General features: G+C 34.4%; 21 protein-coding genes and 1 tRNA gene. 14 read left to right on the top strand and 8 right to left on the bottom strand.

Features of this window, described 5'->3' with window-relative positions; all coding sequences use genetic code 11:
- Position 1 precedes the first annotated feature (1 nt).
- The 8 genes from murI to BLV91_RS14120 form a co-directional block, all read right to left on the bottom strand.
- Positions 2–778, bottom strand: coding sequence for a glutamate racemase (gene murI / locus BLV91_RS14155; protein ID WP_091434428.1), 777 nt, complete (start codon positions 776–778; stop codon positions 2–4).
- Between the two features lie 115 nt (positions 779–893).
- On the bottom strand, positions 894–1394 hold the full coding sequence (locus BLV91_RS14150) for an OmpH/Skp family outer membrane protein (protein ID WP_091434426.1): 501 nt from the start codon (positions 1392–1394) through the stop codon (positions 894–896).
- A 25-nt stretch (positions 1395–1419) separates the two neighbouring features.
- A complete protein-coding gene (locus BLV91_RS14145) occupies positions 1420–2424 on the bottom strand; it encodes an OmpH/Skp family outer membrane protein (protein WP_091434424.1) in 1005 nt (334 codons plus the stop codon).
- A 34-nt stretch (positions 2425–2458) separates the two neighbouring features.
- Positions 2459–5188, bottom strand: a complete 2730-nt coding sequence (bamA, locus tag BLV91_RS14140; RefSeq protein WP_091434422.1) for an outer membrane protein assembly factor BamA — start codon at positions 5186–5188, stop codon at positions 2459–2461.
- Positions 5121–5861 (bottom strand): isoprenyl transferase, encoded by a 741-nt coding sequence (locus BLV91_RS14135; RefSeq protein ID WP_091434419.1) that lies wholly within the window; start codon positions 5859–5861, stop codon positions 5121–5123. The genes bamA and BLV91_RS14135 overlap by 68 nt, the downstream gene beginning before the upstream one ends.
- Before the next feature lie 4 nt (positions 5862–5865).
- The gene (gene porG / locus BLV91_RS14130; protein WP_091434417.1) at positions 5866–6549 is read right to left on the bottom strand and encodes a type IX secretion system protein PorG; all 684 of its coding nucleotides are present in this window, start codon (positions 6547–6549) and stop codon (positions 5866–5868) included.
- 170 nt (positions 6550–6719) lie between these two features.
- A complete protein-coding gene (locus tag BLV91_RS14125) occupies positions 6720–7604 on the bottom strand; it encodes an NAD kinase (protein WP_091434415.1) in 885 nt (294 codons plus the stop codon).
- 73 nt (positions 7605–7677) lie between these two features.
- A complete protein-coding gene (locus BLV91_RS14120) occupies positions 7678–8334 on the bottom strand; it encodes a CBS domain-containing protein (RefSeq protein WP_091434413.1) in 657 nt (218 codons plus the stop codon).
- Between the two features lie 116 nt (positions 8335–8450).
- Between BLV91_RS14120 and BLV91_RS14115 the strand changes: the two genes are divergently transcribed.
- From BLV91_RS14115 to BLV91_RS14055, 14 genes are all read left to right on the top strand, one after another.
- Complete coding sequence (locus BLV91_RS14115) at positions 8451–9164, top strand: pyridoxine 5'-phosphate synthase (protein ID WP_091434412.1); 714 nt, start codon at positions 8451–8453, stop codon at positions 9162–9164.
- A 75-nt stretch (positions 9165–9239) separates the two neighbouring features.
- Positions 9240–10001 carry an alpha/beta fold hydrolase gene (locus BLV91_RS14110; RefSeq protein ID WP_091434541.1) on the top strand — a complete coding sequence of 254 codons (762 nt, stop codon included), beginning with the start codon at positions 9240–9242 and terminating at the stop codon, positions 9999–10001.
- A 46-nt stretch (positions 10002–10047) separates the two neighbouring features.
- Positions 10048–10392 carry a phage holin family protein gene (locus BLV91_RS14105; RefSeq protein WP_091434410.1) on the top strand — a complete coding sequence of 115 codons (345 nt, stop codon included), beginning with the start codon at positions 10048–10050 and terminating at the stop codon, positions 10390–10392.
- Between the two features lie 98 nt (positions 10393–10490).
- The gene (locus tag BLV91_RS14100) at positions 10491–10859 is read left to right on the top strand and encodes a hypothetical protein (protein WP_091434408.1); all 369 of its coding nucleotides are present in this window, start codon (positions 10491–10493) and stop codon (positions 10857–10859) included.
- Positions 10860–11011: 152 nt separating this feature from the next.
- Positions 11012–11848 carry a DUF3347 domain-containing protein gene (locus tag BLV91_RS14095; RefSeq protein ID WP_091434407.1) on the top strand — a complete coding sequence of 279 codons (837 nt, stop codon included), beginning with the start codon at positions 11012–11014 and terminating at the stop codon, positions 11846–11848.
- An 18-nt stretch (positions 11849–11866) separates the two neighbouring features.
- Complete coding sequence (locus BLV91_RS14090; protein WP_091434405.1) at positions 11867–12391, top strand: heavy-metal-associated domain-containing protein; 525 nt, start codon at positions 11867–11869, stop codon at positions 12389–12391.
- Positions 12392–13195: a hypothetical protein gene (locus BLV91_RS14085; RefSeq protein WP_091434403.1), complete on the top strand. Its 804-nt coding sequence runs from the start codon at positions 12392–12394 to the stop codon at positions 13193–13195.
- A 51-nt stretch (positions 13196–13246) separates the two neighbouring features.
- On the top strand, positions 13247–13945 hold the full coding sequence (locus tag BLV91_RS14080) for a DUF3347 domain-containing protein (RefSeq protein WP_091434401.1): 699 nt from the start codon (positions 13247–13249) through the stop codon (positions 13943–13945).
- Between the two features lie 212 nt (positions 13946–14157).
- On the top strand, positions 14158–14718 hold the full coding sequence (locus tag BLV91_RS14075; protein ID WP_175514018.1) for a helix-turn-helix domain-containing protein: 561 nt from the start codon (positions 14158–14160) through the stop codon (positions 14716–14718).
- Positions 14719–14804: 86 nt separating this feature from the next.
- Complete coding sequence (locus tag BLV91_RS14070) at positions 14805–17522, top strand: heavy metal translocating P-type ATPase (protein WP_091434399.1); 2718 nt, start codon at positions 14805–14807, stop codon at positions 17520–17522.
- A 28-nt stretch (positions 17523–17550) separates the two neighbouring features.
- A complete protein-coding gene (locus tag BLV91_RS17055) occupies positions 17551–17688 on the top strand; it encodes a hypothetical protein (RefSeq protein ID WP_175514017.1) in 138 nt (45 codons plus the stop codon).
- Positions 17689–17712: 24 nt separating this feature from the next.
- The gene (locus BLV91_RS14065) at positions 17713–18099 is read left to right on the top strand and encodes a DUF302 domain-containing protein (protein ID WP_091434397.1); all 387 of its coding nucleotides are present in this window, start codon (positions 17713–17715) and stop codon (positions 18097–18099) included.
- Between the two features lie 34 nt (positions 18100–18133).
- Entirely contained in the window at positions 18134–20419 is a 2286-nt protein-coding gene (locus BLV91_RS14060; protein ID WP_091434396.1) for a multicopper oxidase domain-containing protein, read from the top strand.
- A 220-nt stretch (positions 20420–20639) separates the two neighbouring features.
- Positions 20640–20711 (top strand) — tRNA-Glu (locus BLV91_RS14055).
- Positions 20712–20965 lie beyond the last annotated feature (254 nt).

The raw sequence follows: 20965 nt of genomic DNA, 5'->3' as shown, positions 1-20965 counted from the left end.
ATTAAAAATTTTTTTCAATAACGGGGAATTTATTCTCAAGAATTCCCTGCAGCACTTTTGGATTAGTATTGGTGTAAAAAACAGCTTCGTTTGAAGTTGTTGACGAAAGTCCCACTTGTTCCTTTAGTATATTAAGTGTCTGTTTGGCCACGGCTCGGCCTGAATCAATAATCTGAATGTGGTCTGGAAGTATTTTTTTTATTTGAGGAATCAAATAGGGATAGTGGCTGCAACCTAGTACTAAATAATCGATATTGGCTTCAATCATTGGGGTTAAGTAGGAGTGTAGCAGTTTTTCCATCTCTGGGGAGTTCATGTTACCGCTCTCAATTAGTTGCACTAAACCATGACCTACCTGTTCTACTATTTTAGTATTACGAAACATCTCAGCGGTCTTGTTAAACAACTCGCTGTTTAATGTGCCTTGGGTAGCAAGGATTCCTATGATTTGTGTCTTAGAATTAGCTACCGCAGGTTTAATGGCGGGTTCAATTCCTATGAATGGAACGGTATACTTTTCTCTTAATTCTCGGATAGCGTTTGTCGTAGCAGTATTGCAGGCAACAACAATTAGTTTGCATCCCATTGCAAGCAATAAATCCGTATTTTTCATGCTTAAAGCAATGATTTCTTTTTGGGATTTCTGTCCATAAGGAGCATTCTTGCTGTCAGCTAGGTATATTGTTTTCTCATTAGGAAGTAAATTATGAATTTCTCTCCAAATTGAAGTGCCTCCTATGCCTGAGTCGAAAATACCTATTGGTTGATTGTTATCCATCAAAACAAAGTTAAGTTCTCTGGTTTATATATCCTAAATAATTTTGCCACAAAAAAACCGCTCTATCCTTAATTTTGGATGAGCGGTCTTTTAAATATATTCTGCTTTCTATCTACTAGAAACCTAAATCTTTCTTTACATCAGCAGTCAAGTTTGGACCGTCAGCAAGTAAAAGAGATGATCCGTCTAATACATATTGGAATCCTTTAGCTTTTCCTACCTTTTGGATAGAAGCTCTTACTTTTTCCATTAATGGTTTTACGATATCAGATTCTTTTTGTTGTAATTCTTTTTGAGCGTTGTCTCTAAAGTCTACAATTCTTTTTTGCATGTCTTGAACTTCTTTAGAACGGTCTCCGTTTACTGCATCAGTAACAGTAGCAGACTCTGCTTCGTATTTTTTTAATTTTGCTTGGTATTCTTCAACCATTTTTTTATAGTCAGAATCATAAGTTCCGCTTAATTTTTCAAGTTGTTTCTGAGCATCTAGCATTGCTGGCATTTTTGCCATGATTTCACTTACATCAACATGTGCTGTCTTAGCTTGTGCATTAATAGTTTGATTTGCACTGAAAATAAATAATGCAGCAATTAATAAAGTTTTGATTTGTTTCATCGTTTTTAAAATATTAAGTAATTAATTATTGTTTTAGTTTAATTGGTTCTTCTCTCGATTTTTTAATAGAATCTCGTACCTCAAGTGTTCTGATTCTTCTTTCTTCTACTGCTTTTTTACGTTCTTCAATCACTTTCTTGCGATCTTCTAGTATTTTAGCTCTTACATCAATTTGATTTTGTTTGGCTATTTCAACATCTGATTTTACAGCTTCTTTATCGTTAGTTGTAGTCGCTTTTTTATCTTCTGTTTTAGTAGAGGCAGAAACCGTGCCATTTTTTTTAGCTTCCCTGTCCGCAATTATTTTTTGTCGTCTATCCTCGAATTCTCGTTTCTTTTCTTCTTGAGCTAATTTTCGATCAGCGATGACTTTTTCTCTTGCAATTTTCTTATCATCTAATGCTTTTTGTCTTTCTGCCATTGCAGGATTTTCATCCATCGTATCTTCTTTACTTTCTTTGGCATCTTCAGCTTCAAGTTGTTTTTTTGTCAGCTGCTCTCTTTTTTCAGCCCTGTTTAAAACTCGTAAAACCTGATCGCTAATATCAAACCTTTTTGCTGAAAAAAGCATCGTTAAATCAGATGATTTATCGAATATGAAATCATATTTTTTTGCTTCAGCAATGTCTTGTACCGCAGTAAAGACTTGATCCTGAATTGGCTTTACTAATACAGATTTTTGTATCATCAAATCTCCATTTGCCCCAAACCTTTTTTGCTGAAAATCTAACATTTCATTTTCAAGAAACTTAATCTCCATCTCTCTTTCTTCAATCAGACCTTTTGTTAACAAAGCCTTCTCTGCTTTAAGAGCCTCTTTTATTTTGTCAATTTCGATTTTCTTGGATTCAATTTCTTGTTTCCATTTTTGTGCTTTTTGCTCTAATTGAACATTGGCTTCAGTATAGTTTGGTACATTTTGTAAAATGTATTCCATGTCAATGTAGCCTATTTTGGTCCCTCTTGTTTGTGATTGAATAGTGTGTGCTACTATCAATGCTAGAATCGGAATTAAAAAATGTTTTCTCATAGCTTTTGGTATTAGAAAATCTTAATGCATTCTCTTAAAATTGTTGTCCAATAATGAAATGGGTTTCCCATCCATTTGGTTTTGTTTCTCCTGGAAGTGCGTCAAAACCTTTTGCGAAATCGATTCCTAGTAACCCAAATGCTGGCATAAATACACGTAATCCAATACCTGCTGATCTATTTAATGCAAACGGGTTATAACTTTTGAAATTCTCATATGAAGAACCTGCTTCTAAAAAGGCCAATGCATAGATAGATGCTGATGCTTTTAATGTAATTGGATAACGCATTTCTAATGAAAACTTGTTGTATACTGTTGCACCAATTTGTTCTCCAGCACTATTGATTGGAGTTAATGAGTTGTTTGGGTATCCTCTCAATTGTATAGTTTCTCTTCCATCCATTGAATAATTCGCTAATCCATCTCCTCCAACATAGAATCTTTCAAAAGGAACTACACCTCTGTCTTGATTGTAGGCACCTAAGAAACCAAATTCAGTTAATGTACGAAGAACTAATTTACCATAAACTTTCGTATACCAATCAGCTTTGAATTTTATTTTATAATATTCTAACCAATTAAATTTCTTTTGATCCACTAATGCTGGATCAGCTGCTGCGTCTTGGTAAGTGAATACTTTGTTTCCTGAAGCATCGATATAATCGCCTATGTTAACAGTATTCCCATTAGCATCAACCTGATTCGATCTGTCAACAGTATTTTTTAATTTATACTCTTCTTTATCTCCCAATGTAGCATAATCAATTCCGTTTAATAATGAATAAGGTGGAGTCAATTTAGCAGAAAGGCTAAACTCCGAACCGTAAGTTGGGAAAATTGGATTAACTCCTTTATTACTTCTTGATAATCCAACTGTATATGCTAAGTTTCTAGAAGCTCCATTTCCAAATGTAAACAATCCTGTATTGTAATTATGTAAATCATAATGTTGGTAACTTACAGATTGCGATAATACAAAGTAGTCATCCGGCACTGTTAATCTTTTAGCCAATCCAACAGATAAAGTTAATATGTTAAAGCTTTTGTCTTTGTCTACTTTTTGAGTAATGTAATTATTCAAAAATTGCTTACTGTACGATATAGAAGAACTAAACTGTACTGGTTTCTTTTGTCCGAACCAAGGTTCTGAAAACGATACACTGTACGTTTGGAAATAAGTACTTCCTTGTAATCTTAATGACACTTTTTGACCATCTCCCATTGGTAATGGTTTGTATGCCTCTTTATTAAGTAAGTTTCTGGCTGAAAAATTGTTAAATGACAACCCTAATGTACCAATGAAACCACCTCCACCATAACCACCTTGAAGTTCAATTTGGCTGGAACCTTTCTCTACAAGTTGGTATTCAATATCTACCGTACCTGCAGCAGCATCAACATGTTTAAAGTCTGGATTAATAGCTTCAGGATCAAAAAATCCTAATTGCCCAATCTCACGGATGGTTCTTACTAATAATTCTTTACTGTATTTCTCTCCTGGTTTTGTTCTTAATTCTCTATAAATTACGCGGTCATTCGTTTTGTCGTTTCCAACAACCGTAATTTTATTGAAGTATGCTAACGGCCCTTCAGTAACTCTTATTTCGAAATCAATGGTGTCGTTTACCGTTTTAGTTTCAACTGCGTTGATTGTAGAGAATAAGTATCCGTTGTTTTGGTATAAGTTCGTAATATCCTCTCCGTCAGGTTTTGATTTATCAGCGATTCTTTTCTCAAGAAGTACACCATTATAAGTCTCTCCTTTTTTTACACTTAAGATTCTGCCTAAAAATTGATCTGAATAAACAGTGTTTCCTAGGAATTTAATGTTTCCAAAATAATATTTATTTCCTTCCTCTACATTTATCTTTATAGATAATGCGTTTTTGTCTTTATTATAGGTAATAGAGTCAGATAGAATTCTTGCGTCTCTATATCCTTTTTCCTTATAGGATGCTATAACCTTTTCTAAATCTGTTTTGTATTTTGACTTGATGAATTTTGAAGCTTTCAATATGCGAAATAGACTTTTTTCCTTGGTATCTTTCATCGCCTTACGTAAGGTTTTGTCAGAAAGTTTTTCATTACCAACAAAATCAATCGCATCAATTTTTATTTTTTGACCCTTATCAATGTTTACAACCATATTTACCTGGTTCACTGTCGAGGTGTCTTTTACAACGTTAATGTTTACTTTAGTGTTGTAGTAACCATCTTTTTTATATTTGTTTTCAATATAATTTTTTGTTGTAGTAATAAGATTCTCGTTTACAACTTTGTTTTTGGTTAGGCCATTGTCTTTAATTAAAGCTTCAGTCTTACTTTTCTTAATTCCTACAAATTTCACGTTACCTAATTTAGGTAATTCGTTAATTTCTAAATCAAGATATATACTATCGTTTTGGATTCTGTTGATATAAAAGGAGATCTCATCAAAAAGACCTAGTTTACCTAGTTTTTTGATGGCATTACTTATTTGTTCTCCTGGTACTGTGATTTCTTGGCCTTTTTCTAGCCCTGCAAAAGTAACAACGGTCTGGTCATTGAAGCTAATCTTGTTGGTTAGGACAACGTCAGCTAGGATGTATTTTTTACCTTGATCAAAAGGAACTCTATCTTGAGCTTTAATTTGTGAAAAACTTCCCAAAATTAAAAGGGTAAGGACTGCTTTTATACTTTTATTCAACACTAAAAAATTATTTAATTTGTTCACTTGTTTTTCCAAATCTACGTTCTCTTTTTTGATAACTAATAATAGCCTCATATAAATTCTGTTCTTTAAAGTCAGGCCACAATACATCAGTAAAATACAATTCTGCATAGGCTATTTGCCACAACAGAAAATTACTTATCCTATGTTCTCCACTTGTTCTTATTAATAAATCTACATCCGGTAAATTTTGCGTGTAAAGATGCTCATTTATAATTGAATCGTCAATAGAGTCTATTGAAATTATATTATTTTTAACTTTATCACTGATGTTTTTTACAACATTTATTATTTCTTCTCTTGATCCATAACTCAACGCAAGGGTCAACGTCATTTTAGTATTATCCTTGGTTTTTTCAATCACATCTAGAAGTTCTTTTTGAGCTGATTGTGGCATCTTTTCTAAATTGCCTATCGTGTTCAATTTGATGTTGTTGTTTTGTAATGTAGTAAGTTCTTTTTTTAATGATTTGATTAATATCTTCATTAAAGTGTCAACTTCTAATTTGGGTCTATTCCAATTTTCAGTAGAGAATGCGTAAAGCGTTAGGTTTTCGATACCTAATCTAGCGCAAGTTTCAATTATGATTTTTACTGATTTTGTTCCGCTCTCATGTCCAAAAGCTCTTAAGAGCCCTTGTTGTTTTGCCCATCGTCCATTTCCATCCATAATAATGGCTAAATGTTTGGGTAAATTATTTGTATCTATATTTTGTAGTAAATCCATTTTTTTAGTCTGCACAATAACAGGGTTTTTCGCCAAAGGTATACGTTAATGTTAACCCAGAAAAAACATACCAATCATTATTATTTATATTTCCAAATTTCAATTGTTCTAAATTCTTATTAGTGGGGTTGCTCCCGTCAATATCATCAGCAAATGTGTATCTTGCTCCAACCTCTAATGCTAATATAAAACGACCGTTTAAGTTTGTTTTAACGCCCAAAGTCATTGGGATGGCAATTGCTCCGTGGTCTGCGTCAAATCTTGTTTCGCCGTCTACAAAAAACAGACCATTGTATTGGGTGTAACTAATTCCGCTATGTATATAAGGAGTAAATTGTCTATCTAATTCATGAAGATTAAAATCAAAAAAATTGAATTCAAGCCCTAAAGATACTTCTTTTATGTTATTTTCAAAATGATAGCCTCTTTGACTTCTGCTGGGTTCTTTCGAATCAAGATCAGTAGATGTTATTTTTGACTGTGTATAGGAAAAACGATAGGAATGTCGTGGACTTTTATTCCACTTATATAGTATGCCTATTGCAGGTTCGTTGGGTGCAATATATGTCGTTGGACCTATCTCTCCTATGTAGTTACTACCGCCTAGAAAGACTCCAACTTCATGTATCTGAGAATGCATGGTTATAGCAAAGAATAAGCATATAAATAAGCTGAAGGTTTTAGTCATTTTAATTTAAAATTGCATGCAAATATAATAATTATCAATAGGAATCAATATCCATTATGTTAAATGTCATTATTATTTCATTTATGGACTGATCAATCGATAGGAATTGAAGTTGTTTAAGCAAAACGAAAAAAAAAGATAAAATCGTATAGCGTTGCAGCAAAAAAGATTTAATTTCTTTTGTCTTCTCCCCAGAGTAATTTAGTTCGAAGTGTTTTTAAAAAGGTCTCTTCGGGAATTTCGACCATGTTTATCTGAAATGGAGTTTTCTTAATGGTCAATATAGATTCGTTTCCAACGGAGGTGATCCTGGAGTCTAATGAAACCAAATAATTATCTTCTCTACCGGAAACTTTTAATTTAATTTCGGTCTCGTCTGGAATTACAAGAGGTCTTGCGTTTAGATTGTGTGGTGCAATAGGAGTGATTACTAGACTTTTTACATCTGGTGTAAGTATTGGACCTCCGCAACTTAAGGAATAGCCAGTCGATCCTGTTGGAGTTGAGATTATCAATCCGTCAGCCCAGTAGGAATTTAATATTTCGCCATTTAAAAAAGTGTCAATTGTAATCATCGAGGTTGTATCCTTGCGACTTACTGAAACCTCATTCATGGCAAAGTTAATGTCCTGCAATGCTTCATTAGGTGGGTCGCAGGTTAAACTCAGTAAGGTTCTTTTTGAAAGGGTGTATTTTTTATCGAGAACTATTTGTAAAAATTCATGAATGTTTTCTTTTTGGACTGTTGCTAGAAAACCCAATCGACCTGCATTTATTCCTAAGATAGGAACTCCTGAATCGCGAACTAAGGTGGCCGCTCTTAAGATTGTACCATCGCCACCTATACTTACAAGGATATCAAAAGTAGAATCTAGTTCTGTATGTGAAGAAAAAGTATTGTACTCTTTTTTGATAATTTCTTTTTCATAAAGCATTTCCAAAAAATTAGCCTCAATAACTAATTCTACGTTGTTTTGATTAAAAAAAACGAAGATATCTCTTATAATAGGTTCCGTACTGTTCTGGTAATATTGACCGTAAATGGCTACTTTCATTGGGCTGCTTAATCGTTTGCTTATTAATTTTTGATGCTATAAATGACGGTTGAATCAATAACCGAATAAACAATTACATATTAAGGTACTTGTCTAAATAGTCTGAACGTTCTTTTAAGGTATTAATATAATTGTCCTCTTGGTGTTCAGATGTAATTTCATAACCATACCTTCTAAAAGATTGGATAATTTCATTTATCGGGCCTAAGTTTATTTTGATAGTCACCTCAATTGTGTCAACATCTGATTCAGAAATGAATAGACCTAGGAGCTTTCCATTGTTGCTTTCCACTATCTGAGTGATCTGGCTCATTGAATAATCGACAATTCCTTTTTTAACTTTTATGATACTTCCCGGTTCTTTTAGAAAGGGGGTGTGATGGAAAAAACTCATAATGTCCTCTATTTCATAATAGCCAACATAGTTGTTGTTTTCGTCCAAAACGGGTATCAAATTCGCGCGATTTTTTGCAAAAATCTCTAAAACCTCAATCCAAATTGAATTTGTTCTAGTAAAAAAGGGCTCAAGTGTATATCTATAATCGTGAACTTTTTTATCATCATCAAAAGTTTCTATGTCATCAGTAGCAATGCTACCAATGAAAACTCCTTCTTCAACGACTGGGAAATGCGAGTAGTTTACGTCCGCAAAAAAATCTTTAACAGCCGCAATTGTCTCTTGGCTGTCAATGGCTTTAAAATCAGTGGTTATGTAGTTTGTAATTTCCATCTTAAATAAATCCTCAATTTTTATGCAAAATAATCAAAAAAAGGCAAAAACCCCTACCTTTTACTTTGTATTTTTGCTTCAATTAAACCCTTATTCAATAATCAAAAAGTATTCCAATGACAAAGTTAAGTGTAAATATCAACAAAATAGCTACTTTACGTAATGCTCGCGGAGGAAATGTGCCTGATTTATTAAAGGTGGCAACTGATATTCAAAAATTTGGTGCTGAAGGAATCACCATACATCCACGTCCTGATGAGCGCCATATTCGTTATCAAGATGCTCGCGATCTAAAATCAATAGTTTATACAGAATACAATATAGAGGGTAATCCACAGCATAATTTTATCGATTTGGTTTTAGAATGTAAACCAGACCAAGTTACTTTGGTGCCAGATGCAATTGGTGCAATTACCTCTTCGGCGGGTTGGGACACAGTAAAAAATCAAGCCTATCTTACTGAAATGATTCAAGAATTTCAACGCAACGGTATTAGAACTTCGATTTTTGTTGATCCAGTATTAGAAATTATCGAAGGAGCAAAAAAGACGGGAGCTGATAGAATTGAATTGTATACGGAAGCCTTTGCGCATCAATACAGTTTAGGAAATAAAAGCGGAATCGATCCTTATGTAAAATCAGCAATTCTGGCTAATGAATTGGGACTTGGGATCAATGCTGGACATGATTTGAGTCTAGACAATATTCAGTTTTTCAAACAGAACATTCCAGGTTTATTAGAAGTTTCTATAGGTCATGCCTTAATTTGTGAGTCGTTGTACTTAGGATTGGAAAACGTGGTTAGCATGTATTTGCAAAAGTTAAAATAGTTTTATAAATGAATGATTATAGGCGTTAGTGGCAATCTGCTATCTAAAGTCTGCAATCTAAAATCTAAAATAGAAATGCTATATTCAAAAATAGAAGGAGCAGGAAAACCATTATTGATACTTCACGGATTTTTAGGAATGTTAGACAACTGGAAAACACTTGGAACACAGTTTTCCACTGAGGGTTTTCAAGTTCATATGTTGGATTTACGCAACCATGGTAGAAGTGTGCAGTCAGAAGAATTCAGTTATGAGATAATGGCTAAAGATATTTATGATTATTGCCAAGCTAATAATTTAGAAAATGTTGATATAATAGGACATTCTATGGGAGGGAAAACAGCGATGTTGTTTGCTACCACTTATCCGGAAATGGTCGATAAACTTATTATAGCCGACATCGGACCCAAATTTTATCCCCAGCATCACCAATCTATTTTGGCAGGTTTGAATGCAGTTGATTTCTCAAAAAAACCAGGTCGCTCTGAAGTAGAGGCTATTCTTTCAGAGTACATAACTGACTTTGGTACTAGACAGTTCTTGATGAAAAGTTTGTATTGGCAAGAGCCAGGACAATTGGCTTATCGATTCAATCTATCCGTTTTTAATAAAAAAATGGATGAAATAGGAGTAGCGCTTCCAGAAGCAGCCATTTTTAATAATCCGACACTTTTTATTCGTGGCGGAAATTCTAATTATATTTTAGACAGTGATTTCGAAAACATTAAAAAACATTTCCCTGATTCAAAAATAGAAACTATACCAAATGCGGGCCATTGGCTTCATGCTGAAAACCCAAAAATGTTTCATGAATTGGCAATTTCTTTTTTAAAATAAATCCAACGAGAAAAAATAGTAGTACATTTAATAAAAATTAAACAATATGAAATTAATCATCAGAATTCTTATTACATCAGCATTGGTATTACTTATTGCTAACTTCATGACAGGAGTTCATGTAGATGGTTTTACCACAGCCTTAATTGTATCCGTTGTTCTTGGATTACTTAATATTTTTATCAAACCCATCATTGTTATTTTGACATTGCCAATTACCTTTATAACCTTGGGGTTGTTTCTATTAGTTATCAATGCGATAATTATTTTATTGTGTGACAATATTGTGGGAGGTTTTAGTGTAGATACTTTTTTTACTGCCTTGTTATTTAGTATTATTTTGTCTGTTTTACAGTCGATTATGTATCAGATATTAGGTGAAAACAAATAGTTTACTATAAAAGCGAATTGTTAGTAGAGCGATATTAACAGTTATTTAGCGTTGAACTAATTTAGTTTCAGTAATTTTGTCACTTATTACGGTAAAAAATGAAAAAAATCCACATCTTATTAATTGTTTTGCTTGGCGTCTTCCTGATGCCAACTTCAGCATTTGCATGTGGTGACCATTCAAATAAAAAATCCTGTACTAAAGAAATATCTTCAAAGCCAGGCATGAAAGATTGTTGTGGTAAGGATTCCAATTCAAAAAGCAAAAAACACGAAGGTTGCAAAGGAGAGTGCGGAAACGCTATGTGTAGTGTTTCCTCTTTGAGTATAGGAATAGTTTCATCTATCCCATTAGACACTGAAGACAATGTTTTTAATTTTTCTAGAAAAAAACAAAGGTTTTATCAATCAGTATCTTTCACTTCTGCAGGATATTCTTCCATTTGGCTTATACCTAAAATAGGCTAAATTCTTTTTTTGACAGCCAATTGTGTGTCAAATTCAAAGCAAGTATTGCTTTACAATCAATTATTTCTCGGCTATTTTTAATTATTAAAGTATAGTTTAATCGCTATGGTTTGGTAATTATTTAGCTCATTCAACTTCAAATTATATATAGAATGAAATCACTAAAAACAACAGTGACGGCAATGACACTATTGCTGTCAATTGCAGTTTCCAATGCGCAAATTAAAAATGCAAAAACTGAAAAAGTGAAAATTTTTGGTAATTGCGGAATGTGCGAAACCAATATTGAAAAAGCTGGAAATTTAAAAAACACAGCAATTGTCGATTGGGATAAAGACAGTAAAATAGCTACGATTAGTTATGACACCGCCAAAACTAATCCAGATGAAATCCTAAAACGCATTGCTTTGGCTGGTTACGACAGCGAAAAATTCTTGGCGCCAGATACAAAGTACGATAAACTTCACGCATGTTGTCAGTATGACCGTGATGCTAAAGAGCTAATCAAAATGGCTGTGAATGAAAGTACTGATATGGAATCAAATTACAGTGTCGCTATGCAAGAGCAGACAAATCAGTTGAAGTTAGTTTTTGATGATTATTTTGCCTTGAAAGATGCTTTGGTGAAAACTGATGCTGCAATGGCATCAATAAAAGCAAAAGACTTATTTGTAGCGATTAATGCTGTAGAAATGGAAACCTTAAAAATGGAAGAGCATATGGTTTGGATGAAAGTATATAAGAACCTAACTTCTGATGGTAAGAAAATTTCTGAAACGCAGGATGTTAAAGTTCAAAGAGAATTTTTTAAATCGGTTTCAAAAAATATGTATGAATTGATGAAAGTTTCAAAAGAAGATACACCAACTTATTATCAATATTGCCCAATGGTTAAAGCCAATTGGTTAAGTAAAGAAAACGAAGTGAAAAATCCGTATTACGGATCAAAAATGTTGACTTGTGGGTCAACTGTTGAAACAATCAAATAATAAATAAAATTCAAAAAAATGAAAGTATTTAATATAAAACAACTGATAATAGCCTTTTTAATGGTCTTTATGTCAGTCAATAGCTATTCGCAAATTACAAAAGCTGAAATCATTGCTATTGGTTTAACTTGCTCAATGTGCTCTAATGCAATTAATAAGCAGTTTAAATCAATGGCTGGAGTAGAAAGTGTAAGCACTGATTTAAACACAAATACATTTACTGTTAATCTAAAAAAGAACAGTTCATTAAGTCCAAATGCACTAAAAGAGAGTGTAGAAAAAACAGGTTTCTTTATTGGTTCTATGGTATTAACAGTGGATCTGGGAAGTATTGAAACTAAAGATAACTTAAACGTTAAGAAAGGAAATGGAACTTATGTGTTTGTTAATCCAGCTGATAAATTTATCAATGGACTGGTGAAAGTGAAAGTATTAAATGAGGGTTTTGTTACCAAAAAAGAATACAAAAAGTCAGAAAAATCACTTGTGAAATATCTTAGTTTTAGTTCTCCCGATAATACTTACCTTATAAAAGTTATTTAAATGAAATATTTAGGAATGGTGTTTTTGACTTTGATTTCTTTTCAAATCAAGGCACAAGAGTTGTTCGTTATGACTGAACCTGCCAGTAATATGCCAGCTGGTTCTATAGGAGTTCGCAATACAAGTTTACTTACTTTTAATAAAGAGGGAACTGCTGGTTACCAAGACATGCCTGAAATAATGTGGGGCGTTAATAGGAACTGGATGATACATGCTACTGCATTCATGAATGATAAAGAAGGTAATTTTATGTTTCAAGGGGCAAGTATATATGCTAAATATCGTTTTTTCTCTATTGATGATATCCACAGTCATTTTAGATTAGCCGCTTTTGGTAGGCTGAGTACTAATAATTCTCCTATTGATGAGGAGGGAATTGAAACTATGGGACTTAATTCTGGTTATGAAACAGGAATTGTGGCAACTAAATTAGTCAATAAAACGGCCATAAGTTCATCAATTAGTTATGAAAGAGCACTTGATAATAATCATTATGAGTTTCCCAATACCCAAAGCAATAGTGCTATGAATTATACGCTGTCGATAGGGCAGTTATTGCATCCAAAAAAATATACTAGTTTTAAACAGACCAATATTAATGCAATGGTAGAACTTTTAGGACAACGGCTCAATGAGAATGGGAAATCTTATTTAGACGTCGTACCTTCGCTTCAATTTATTATTAATAGTCAAGCAAGAATCGATTTAGCTTATAGACATCAAGTTTATAGTGATATGGATCGTTTAGCAAGAAACAGTATTTTAGTAAAGCTAGAGTATACTTTTTTTAATGTGACCAATTAATTATAACAAATAAAACATCTAGAAAAAAACAACTGTTTTAAATTTAAAAAAATGAAAAAAATAATTCTTTCTACAATACTATTGACACTTGTATTGGTTAGTTGTAACCAAAAAAACAAGGAAGATCAGACCACAAATGGAGAAGCTGTTGAGGCTACTACTGAGCAATATGCCTGCTCGATGCATCCTGAAATAACAGGGAAAAAAGGTGATGTTTGTACTGAATGCGGAATGGATTTGGTAGCAGTTGTAGCAGAAGCGCCTGCTGAAAAAGAGGAAGTGAAAGCAGTAATCAAAGTAAGCGACGAAGTAAAAGCATCACTTTCTACCGAAGCAATGATTAGTGATTATCTAAAAGTTAAAAATGCATTAGCTAAGGATGATTCAAATCAGGCAGCTATTTTTGGAAAGACATTAAGCGCTTCTATTGCGGCTACTAATTCTGATAAAGTGGATGCTAAATTAAAAGACAAGTATTTAAGCATTACAACAGCTGCTAAAAAGCAAGCGGGATTAATCGCTGATAATGCTGGGAAAATCACTGTTCAAAGAACCGCTTTTGCCAGTTTGAGTAAAGATATTAACGACTTGATTGACACTTTTGGGACAAATAAAAAGTTATACCAAGATTATTGTCCTATGTATGATCAAGGAAAAAGTGGCTATTGGATTAGCGAAATCAAAGACATCAAGAATCCTTACTATGGTGCAGAAATGCTAACATGTGGTGGCGTGATGAAAGAGATGTAATAACTTTCAAAAGTTCAATTATTATAAAAGTTCAAAAGACACAAAATCCTAGCTCTATTTAAGCTGGGATTTTTGGTTGTAATGAATAAGTGAAAAATAAGGTTATTTATGATTGAATAGTTATTGCTTTGTCTGTTAGTTTTTTATCCTCTAAAAATGACTAACTTAGCTATCAGGTAAAGAGATTTAAAATTTATAAAATAAAGTTGTTAATGAAACTCTATATCAAAAACATGGTTTGTGGTCGTTGCGAAATGGCTGTCAAATTGGAATTAGAAAGAATGAAATTGCCCATCATTTCCATAAAATTAGGGGAAGTCAATTTGTCTCGTGAATTAACAGATGAGGAGATTCAGGAATTCAGTAAGAATGTAGAAAGTCTAGGTTTTGAATTGCTGGAAGACGAAGTAAGCAAGACAATTGCACAGATTAAAAACGGAATCATTGATTTGGTTCATTATCGAAATGAAAAAATAAAAATTAATTTATCTAGTTACTTATCTAAAGATTTGAGGCAAGATTATAGTGCTTTGAGTAAGCTGTTTTCGGAAAGGGAAGGCATTACAATTGAACATTATTTTATTGCTCAAAAAATTGAAAAAGTAAAAGAGTTGCTTGTTTATGATGAATTAAGCTTGAGCGAAATTGCCATTCAACTTAACTATAGTAATGTAGCTCATTTGAGTAATCAGTTTAAAAAAGTGACTGGTTTTACGCCTACCTATTTCAAAAAAGTAGGCGAGAATACCAGAAAGCAAATTGACAGTTTATAAATCTTACAAATGGTTACCATAATTATGTAACTGAATATGATCATCTGAGTCGGATATTTGCAAGGCTAACTTAAAATAGCGTGAAAATGACACATGCCTATATTGTTACCGGAATGTCTTGCGACGGATGTCGTACCAAGGTAGAGAAAACTTTGAACGCCATTGATGGGGTTGAAGCAGTCGTTTCTTTAGATCCGGCAACTGCAACTATAACAATGGAAAAACATATTCCAACTGAGAGATTACAAGAAGCACTAACAGCTGCCGGAAATTATGCAATTGAGATGAGCCATCCTAACAAGCCATCTGACGAAATAAAAGAAGAAGCTGAGGTAAAAGCCTGTTGCGGTAATGACCATCATAAGCATACTGAAGGTAAAATGGAGGATGACCAAGACTCAGGCGTTTACTATTGCCCCATGCATTGCGAAGGAGATAAAGTCTATGACCAAGCGGGAGACTGCCCGGTATGTGGGATGCATTTAGAAAAAGCATCTGAATCAAAGGAAAAAAAAGCAGAGAAGTCCTGTTGTGGTACGAAGAAAGAGTCAGATAATAAAGCCGTTCCATCCGCCGCTCCAGGTAAATATTATTGCCCAATGCATTGTGAAGGCGATAAAGTCTATGACAAAGCGGGCGACTGTCCTGTATGTGGGATGGATTTAGTGCAACAGCCTATTCTGAACCAAAGACAACAATATACCTGCCCGATGCATCCGGAAATTATTCAGGACGGTCCGGGTTCATGTCCTATTTGTGGAATGGATTTAGTGCCTATGGAACCCACGGATAGTGAAGAAAATAAAACCTATAATAACTTAATGCGAAAGATGAAAATAGCGCTGATTTTTACAGTGCCCATTTTCATAATAGCCATGTCAGATATGATACCTAACAATCCTTTGATGCAAATCATGGATATGGAAAACTGGAATTGGGTGCAGTTTGTCTTATCTATACCAGTCGTTTTTTATGCAGCTTGGATGTTTTTCATTCGCGCTTGGAAATCTTTGGTTACTTGGAATCTCAATATGTTTACCCTTATCGGAATTGGTTCTGGAGTTGCATTTATATTTAGTGTTTTTGCACTTTTATTTCCAGATGTTTTTCCGGCCGAATTTAAAACTGAAACCGGAGCCGTTCACTTGTATTTTGAAGCGACAACGGTAATACTAACATTGGTTTTATTAGGGCAGTTATTGGAAGCCAGAGCACACAGCCAAACTAGTGGTGCGATAAAAGAATTATTAAAATTAGCACCTACAGAAGCCACCTTGGTCGCAGAAGGAAAAGATACAGTAATATCGATTCATGATATTAAAAAAGGAGATTTATTGCGTGTAAAACCAGGAGATAAAATTCCGGTTGATGGTAAAATCACTGATGGTGAAAGTACAATTGACGAGTCGATGATTTCAGGAGAACCTATTCCTGTTGATAAAAAAGTCGATGATGCCGTTGTTGCAGGAACAATAAATGGAAATAAATCATTTGTGATGGTTGCTGAAAAAATAGGGTCGGAAACCTTGCTTTCGCAAATTGTTGAAATGGTTAATAATGCCAGTCGATCTAGAGCGCCTATCCAAAAATTAGCGGATCGGATTTCGAAGTATTTTGTGCCTATTGTAGTAGTTGTATCTATAATAACTTTCTTTATTTGGGCAAAGTTTGGACCAGAACCTAATGCTTTAATCTATGGCTTTATCAACGCTGTTGCGGTTTTGATTATCGCATGTCCATGTGCTTTAGGTTTAGCAACACCTATGTCTGTAATGGTAGGAGTAGGTAAAGGAGCGCAGTCTGGAGTTTTGATTAAAAATGCCGAAGCGTTAGAAAACATGAATAAGGTGAATGTTTTAATTACAGATAAAACAGGAACTATCACTGAGGGAAAACCATCAGTAGAAAAGGTTTTTTCATCGAATAATCAGGAAGACGATTTATTGCAAAATATCGCTTCACTAAATCAATACAGTGAACACCCTTTGGCGCAAGCCGTAGTAAATTTTGCGAAAGCGAAAGAGCTGTCACTAATTGACGTAAAAGATTTTGAGTCTATTTCTGGAAAAGGAGTAGTAGGAACAGTATCGAATAAAAAAATAGCATTAGGGAATAAAAAATTAATGGAACAGGTTAATGCATCGGTTTTAGAGGATTTAGAAAATAAAATTATTGCAGAGCAAAAACTAGGTAAAACAGTTTCGTACATCTCAGTAGACAAAGTGGTTTTGGGCTATGTGACCATTACAGATGCTATAAAAGCGACAAGTGTTGCGGCTATAAAAGAATTAATGCGTCAGGGTGTTGAAGTGATTATGCTTACGGGTGATAATGAGAATACAGCAAAATCGGTGGCCGATGAATTGCAATTGACGTCTTTTATTGCGGGTTGTTTGCCTGAGGATAAACTCAATGAAATTAAACGCTTGCAAGCCGAAGGTAAAATTGTAGCGATGGCTGGTGATGGAATCAATGATGCTCCTGCTTTGGCACAAGCTGATATAGGTATAGCAATGGGAACAGGAACGGATGTGGCGATTGAAAGTGCCAAAATCACTTTGGTGAAAGGCGATTTACAAGGTATTGTAAAAGCCAAAAAACTGAGTCATGCTGTGATGAAAAACATCAATCAAAATTTATTTTTCGCCTTCTTTTACAATGCACTTGGAATACCGGTTGCTGCAGGAGTGTTATATCCATTTTTCGGAATTTTACTTTCTCCGATGATTGCTGCTTTGGCAATGAGTTTTAGTTCGGTTTCTGTTATTGCAAATGCTTTGCGTTTGAGAGCTTTGAAATTGTAGTAGAATATTAACCTAAACCTTAAAAGTTATGAATAATCATGGAAATGAAGGAATGCACATGGGATCCTATATGTTTATGGGAATGCATGTTTTTTGGTGGGTATCCATTTTGATTTTTGCGCTGGTATTATTAGCAGCTGCTCACAGGTACAGAAAAAGAAAATAATTTAAACTTAAAAAATAAAAAATCATGGAATATTACTTTAGTAAAACAATTAATGACAGTTTCGAAAATGCGATTCAAAAAGTAACAGAATCCTTAAAATCGGAAGGTTTCGGAATTCTGACCGAAATTGATTTGAAAGCGACATTCAAGAAGAAACTAGACGTTGATTTTTACAATTATACGATTCTGGGTGCTTGTAACCCACCATTTGCTTACAAAGCTTTGCAAGCCGAAGATAAAATAGGAACGATGTTGCCTTGCAATGTAATAGTTCAAGAAAAAGTGGCAGGCCAAATTGAGGTCTCTGCAGTAGATCCGGCGGCTTCGATGCAGGCAGTTGAAAATGATGAACTTGCTAAAATTGCTACTGAAATTAGAGACCGATTAAAGAAAGCGATCGATCAATTGTAGGATTATATTTTGTTCCTCAAATAACAACAAGAAAATGAAAATTAAATCAAGTCTGTTTCTATTACTTATTGCATTTGCGGCAAACGCTCAAAAGGTCGTTCGCTACGATTTGTATGTAAGAGATACGATTGTCAATTTTTCAGGAAAAGATAAAAAAGCAATAGCGGTTAATGGACAAATTCCTATGCCAACTCTTACTTTTACGGAGGGAGATATTGCAGAAATCTATGTTCACAACGAACTAGACGGAGGAACTTCCCTGCATTGGCATGGATTGTTTTTACCTAATAAAGAAGATGGTGTGCCATTTCTTACACAAATGCCAATAGCTCCGCATACCACTCACAAATACACATTCCCTATTGTACAAAGTGGAACCCATTGGTACCATAGCCATTCTGGTTTACAAGAACAAATAGGAATGTATGGGGCTTTGATTTTAAAGAAAAAGGATGGCGATCCTACTTTCAGAAAGGGAATTGATGATTTGCCAGCGATTCCTGTCGTTTTGAGTGAATGGACTGATTACAAGCCTGAAAATGTGCACCGAATGCTACATAACGCTTCGGACTGGTTTGCGATCAAAAAAGGAACTACACAAAGTTATGCCGAAGCCATCAGAAGCGGTCATTTTAAAACGAAATTCAATAATGAATGGAAACGCATGTTGGCGATGGATGTGAGTGATGTCTATTATGATAAATTCTTGATTAATGGACAAAATGAATCTATGGCAAACGTTTTAGGTAAATCAAAAGCGGGAGATAAAGTGCGATTGCGAGTTTCTAACGCTGGTGCTTCGTCCTATTTTTGGTTGACTTATGCTGGCGGAAAAATCACGGTCGTTGCCAATGATGGAAATGACGTAGAACCTGTTGAAGTGGATCGGTTGATTATTGGAGTTTCAGAAACTTATGACGTTGTGGTAAGTATCCCTGCGGATAATACGGCTTATGAATTCTTAGCCACGCCAGAGGATCGCACGAAATCAGCTTCTCTTTATATAGGAAGTGGCATCAAACAATTAATTTCTCCATTGCCAAAATTGAACTATTTTGAAGGGATGAAGATGATGAACGATATGATGAACATGGATGGCAGCATGAAAGACATGGGGATGAATATGAGCCTTCAAAAAATGGACATGAATACGGTGATGTATCCGGAAATCACAGGTAGTTCAACAATGAAAATGGATATGAAGTCGGACGAAATGGATCATTCAAAAATGGACATGAAATCGGACAAGATGGATATGAAGGATTCAAAAATGGATCATTCGAAAAATGCAATTGGTTCCGGGGATATTGTAACCTTAAACTATGGAATGTTAAAAGCGCCAAATGTTACCACACTTCCAAAAGATGCTCCTGTAAGAGAATTGCGTTTTGAGTTGACTGGAAACATGAACCGCTATGTGTGGAGTATGGATAATAAGGTTTTGTCTGAATCAGATAAAATTTTAATTAAAAAGGGAGAAAACGTTCGGATTGTATTGTATAATAATTCGATGATGCGTCACCCCATGCATTTACACGGTCATGACTTTAGGGTGTTGAATGGGCAGGGCGATTACGCTCCCTTGAAAAATGTTTTGGACATCATGCCAATGGAGACGGACACCATAGAATTTAATGCGAATGCCGATGGAGATTGGTTTTTTCATTGCCATATTTTATACCATATGATGGCAGGAATGAATCGTGTTTTTAGTTATGAAAATTCGGATGCAAATCCACTTTTGCCTGATAAAGAATGGGCGTACAAAAAATTGCAAAACGAAAGCAACCAACTTCATTTTATGGCCGAGAATGATTTCGCTACCAATGGAAATGATGGAAAAGCCATGGCGCAAAATGCAAGATGGAGTTTTGGTACTGAATGGCGTTTGGGTTATCACTATGAGCATGGTTATGAATCAGAAACCCATATAGGGAGATACATTGGTAAAAATCAATGGTTGATGCCGTTTATAGGTTTTGACTGGCGTTACCGCAAAATGGGGATGAATGAGGTAGAGAAAAATGTTTTTGGACAATCGAATAATAAAGACAATCGCGCTGTAGTGAGTTTAGGAGTTAATTATACTTTGCCTTTATTGGTCATAGCTCAAGCTGAGGTTTTTAGTGACGGGAATGTCCGTTTTCAATTAATGCGGGAAGATATTCCTGTTTCAAAACGACTGCGAATGGCTTTTATGGTCAATACAGATAAAGAATATATGGCTGGGTTGAAATATATAGTAGGTAAAAACATTGGCTTGACCACGCATTACGACAGCGATATGGGAGTGGGTTTTGGAGTAAATTTGAATTATTAAGTTGCTCGTAGGCCGTTTTATCAGAGAGAAAACCGCTTTGCTTTAAAATTATGAAGTAATAGTTGAAAAAACTTTCTCTTTCTTTATTTTGGCAAGTGCTAATTATGAATTAGTTATAATTTTTAATAATAAAAAATGCTATTTCCTCTCGCTGGATTTATGATTTGGCTTTGCGCATCTCAAAAATAGTGCTATTTTTGTACCCGCAATAGAAAAGCAAGGCCCGTTCGTCTATCGGTTAGGACGCATGGTTTTCATCCATGTAAGAGCGGTTCGATTCCGCTACGGGCTACAATATTCTACAAATTGCGATTTAGATTTTTTTAATTGATTTCGCTATTTGAATGTGTAAATTAATTTCAATTTACTTCCTACAAACTTAAAACAAGCCTCGAAAATTAAACTTTTCGAGGCTTTTTTTGTGGATTCATGTTTCAGACTGCCGTTTTTAGGATCATGTCCAAAACCTGTGGAGCGATAAAAATCACGCATAAATATTAGTTAGTCTAAAAAGAAAGAATTCCACATTTCTAACGCCTCTAAACT

Source organism: Flavobacterium degerlachei (assembly GCF_900106645.1).
In the GTDB taxonomy this organism is placed as follows: Bacteria; Bacteroidota; Bacteroidia; order Flavobacteriales; family Flavobacteriaceae; genus Flavobacterium; species Flavobacterium degerlachei.
Note: the sequence above shows the minus strand (reverse complement) of the source record. Positions and strands in the feature narration are given on the sequence as shown.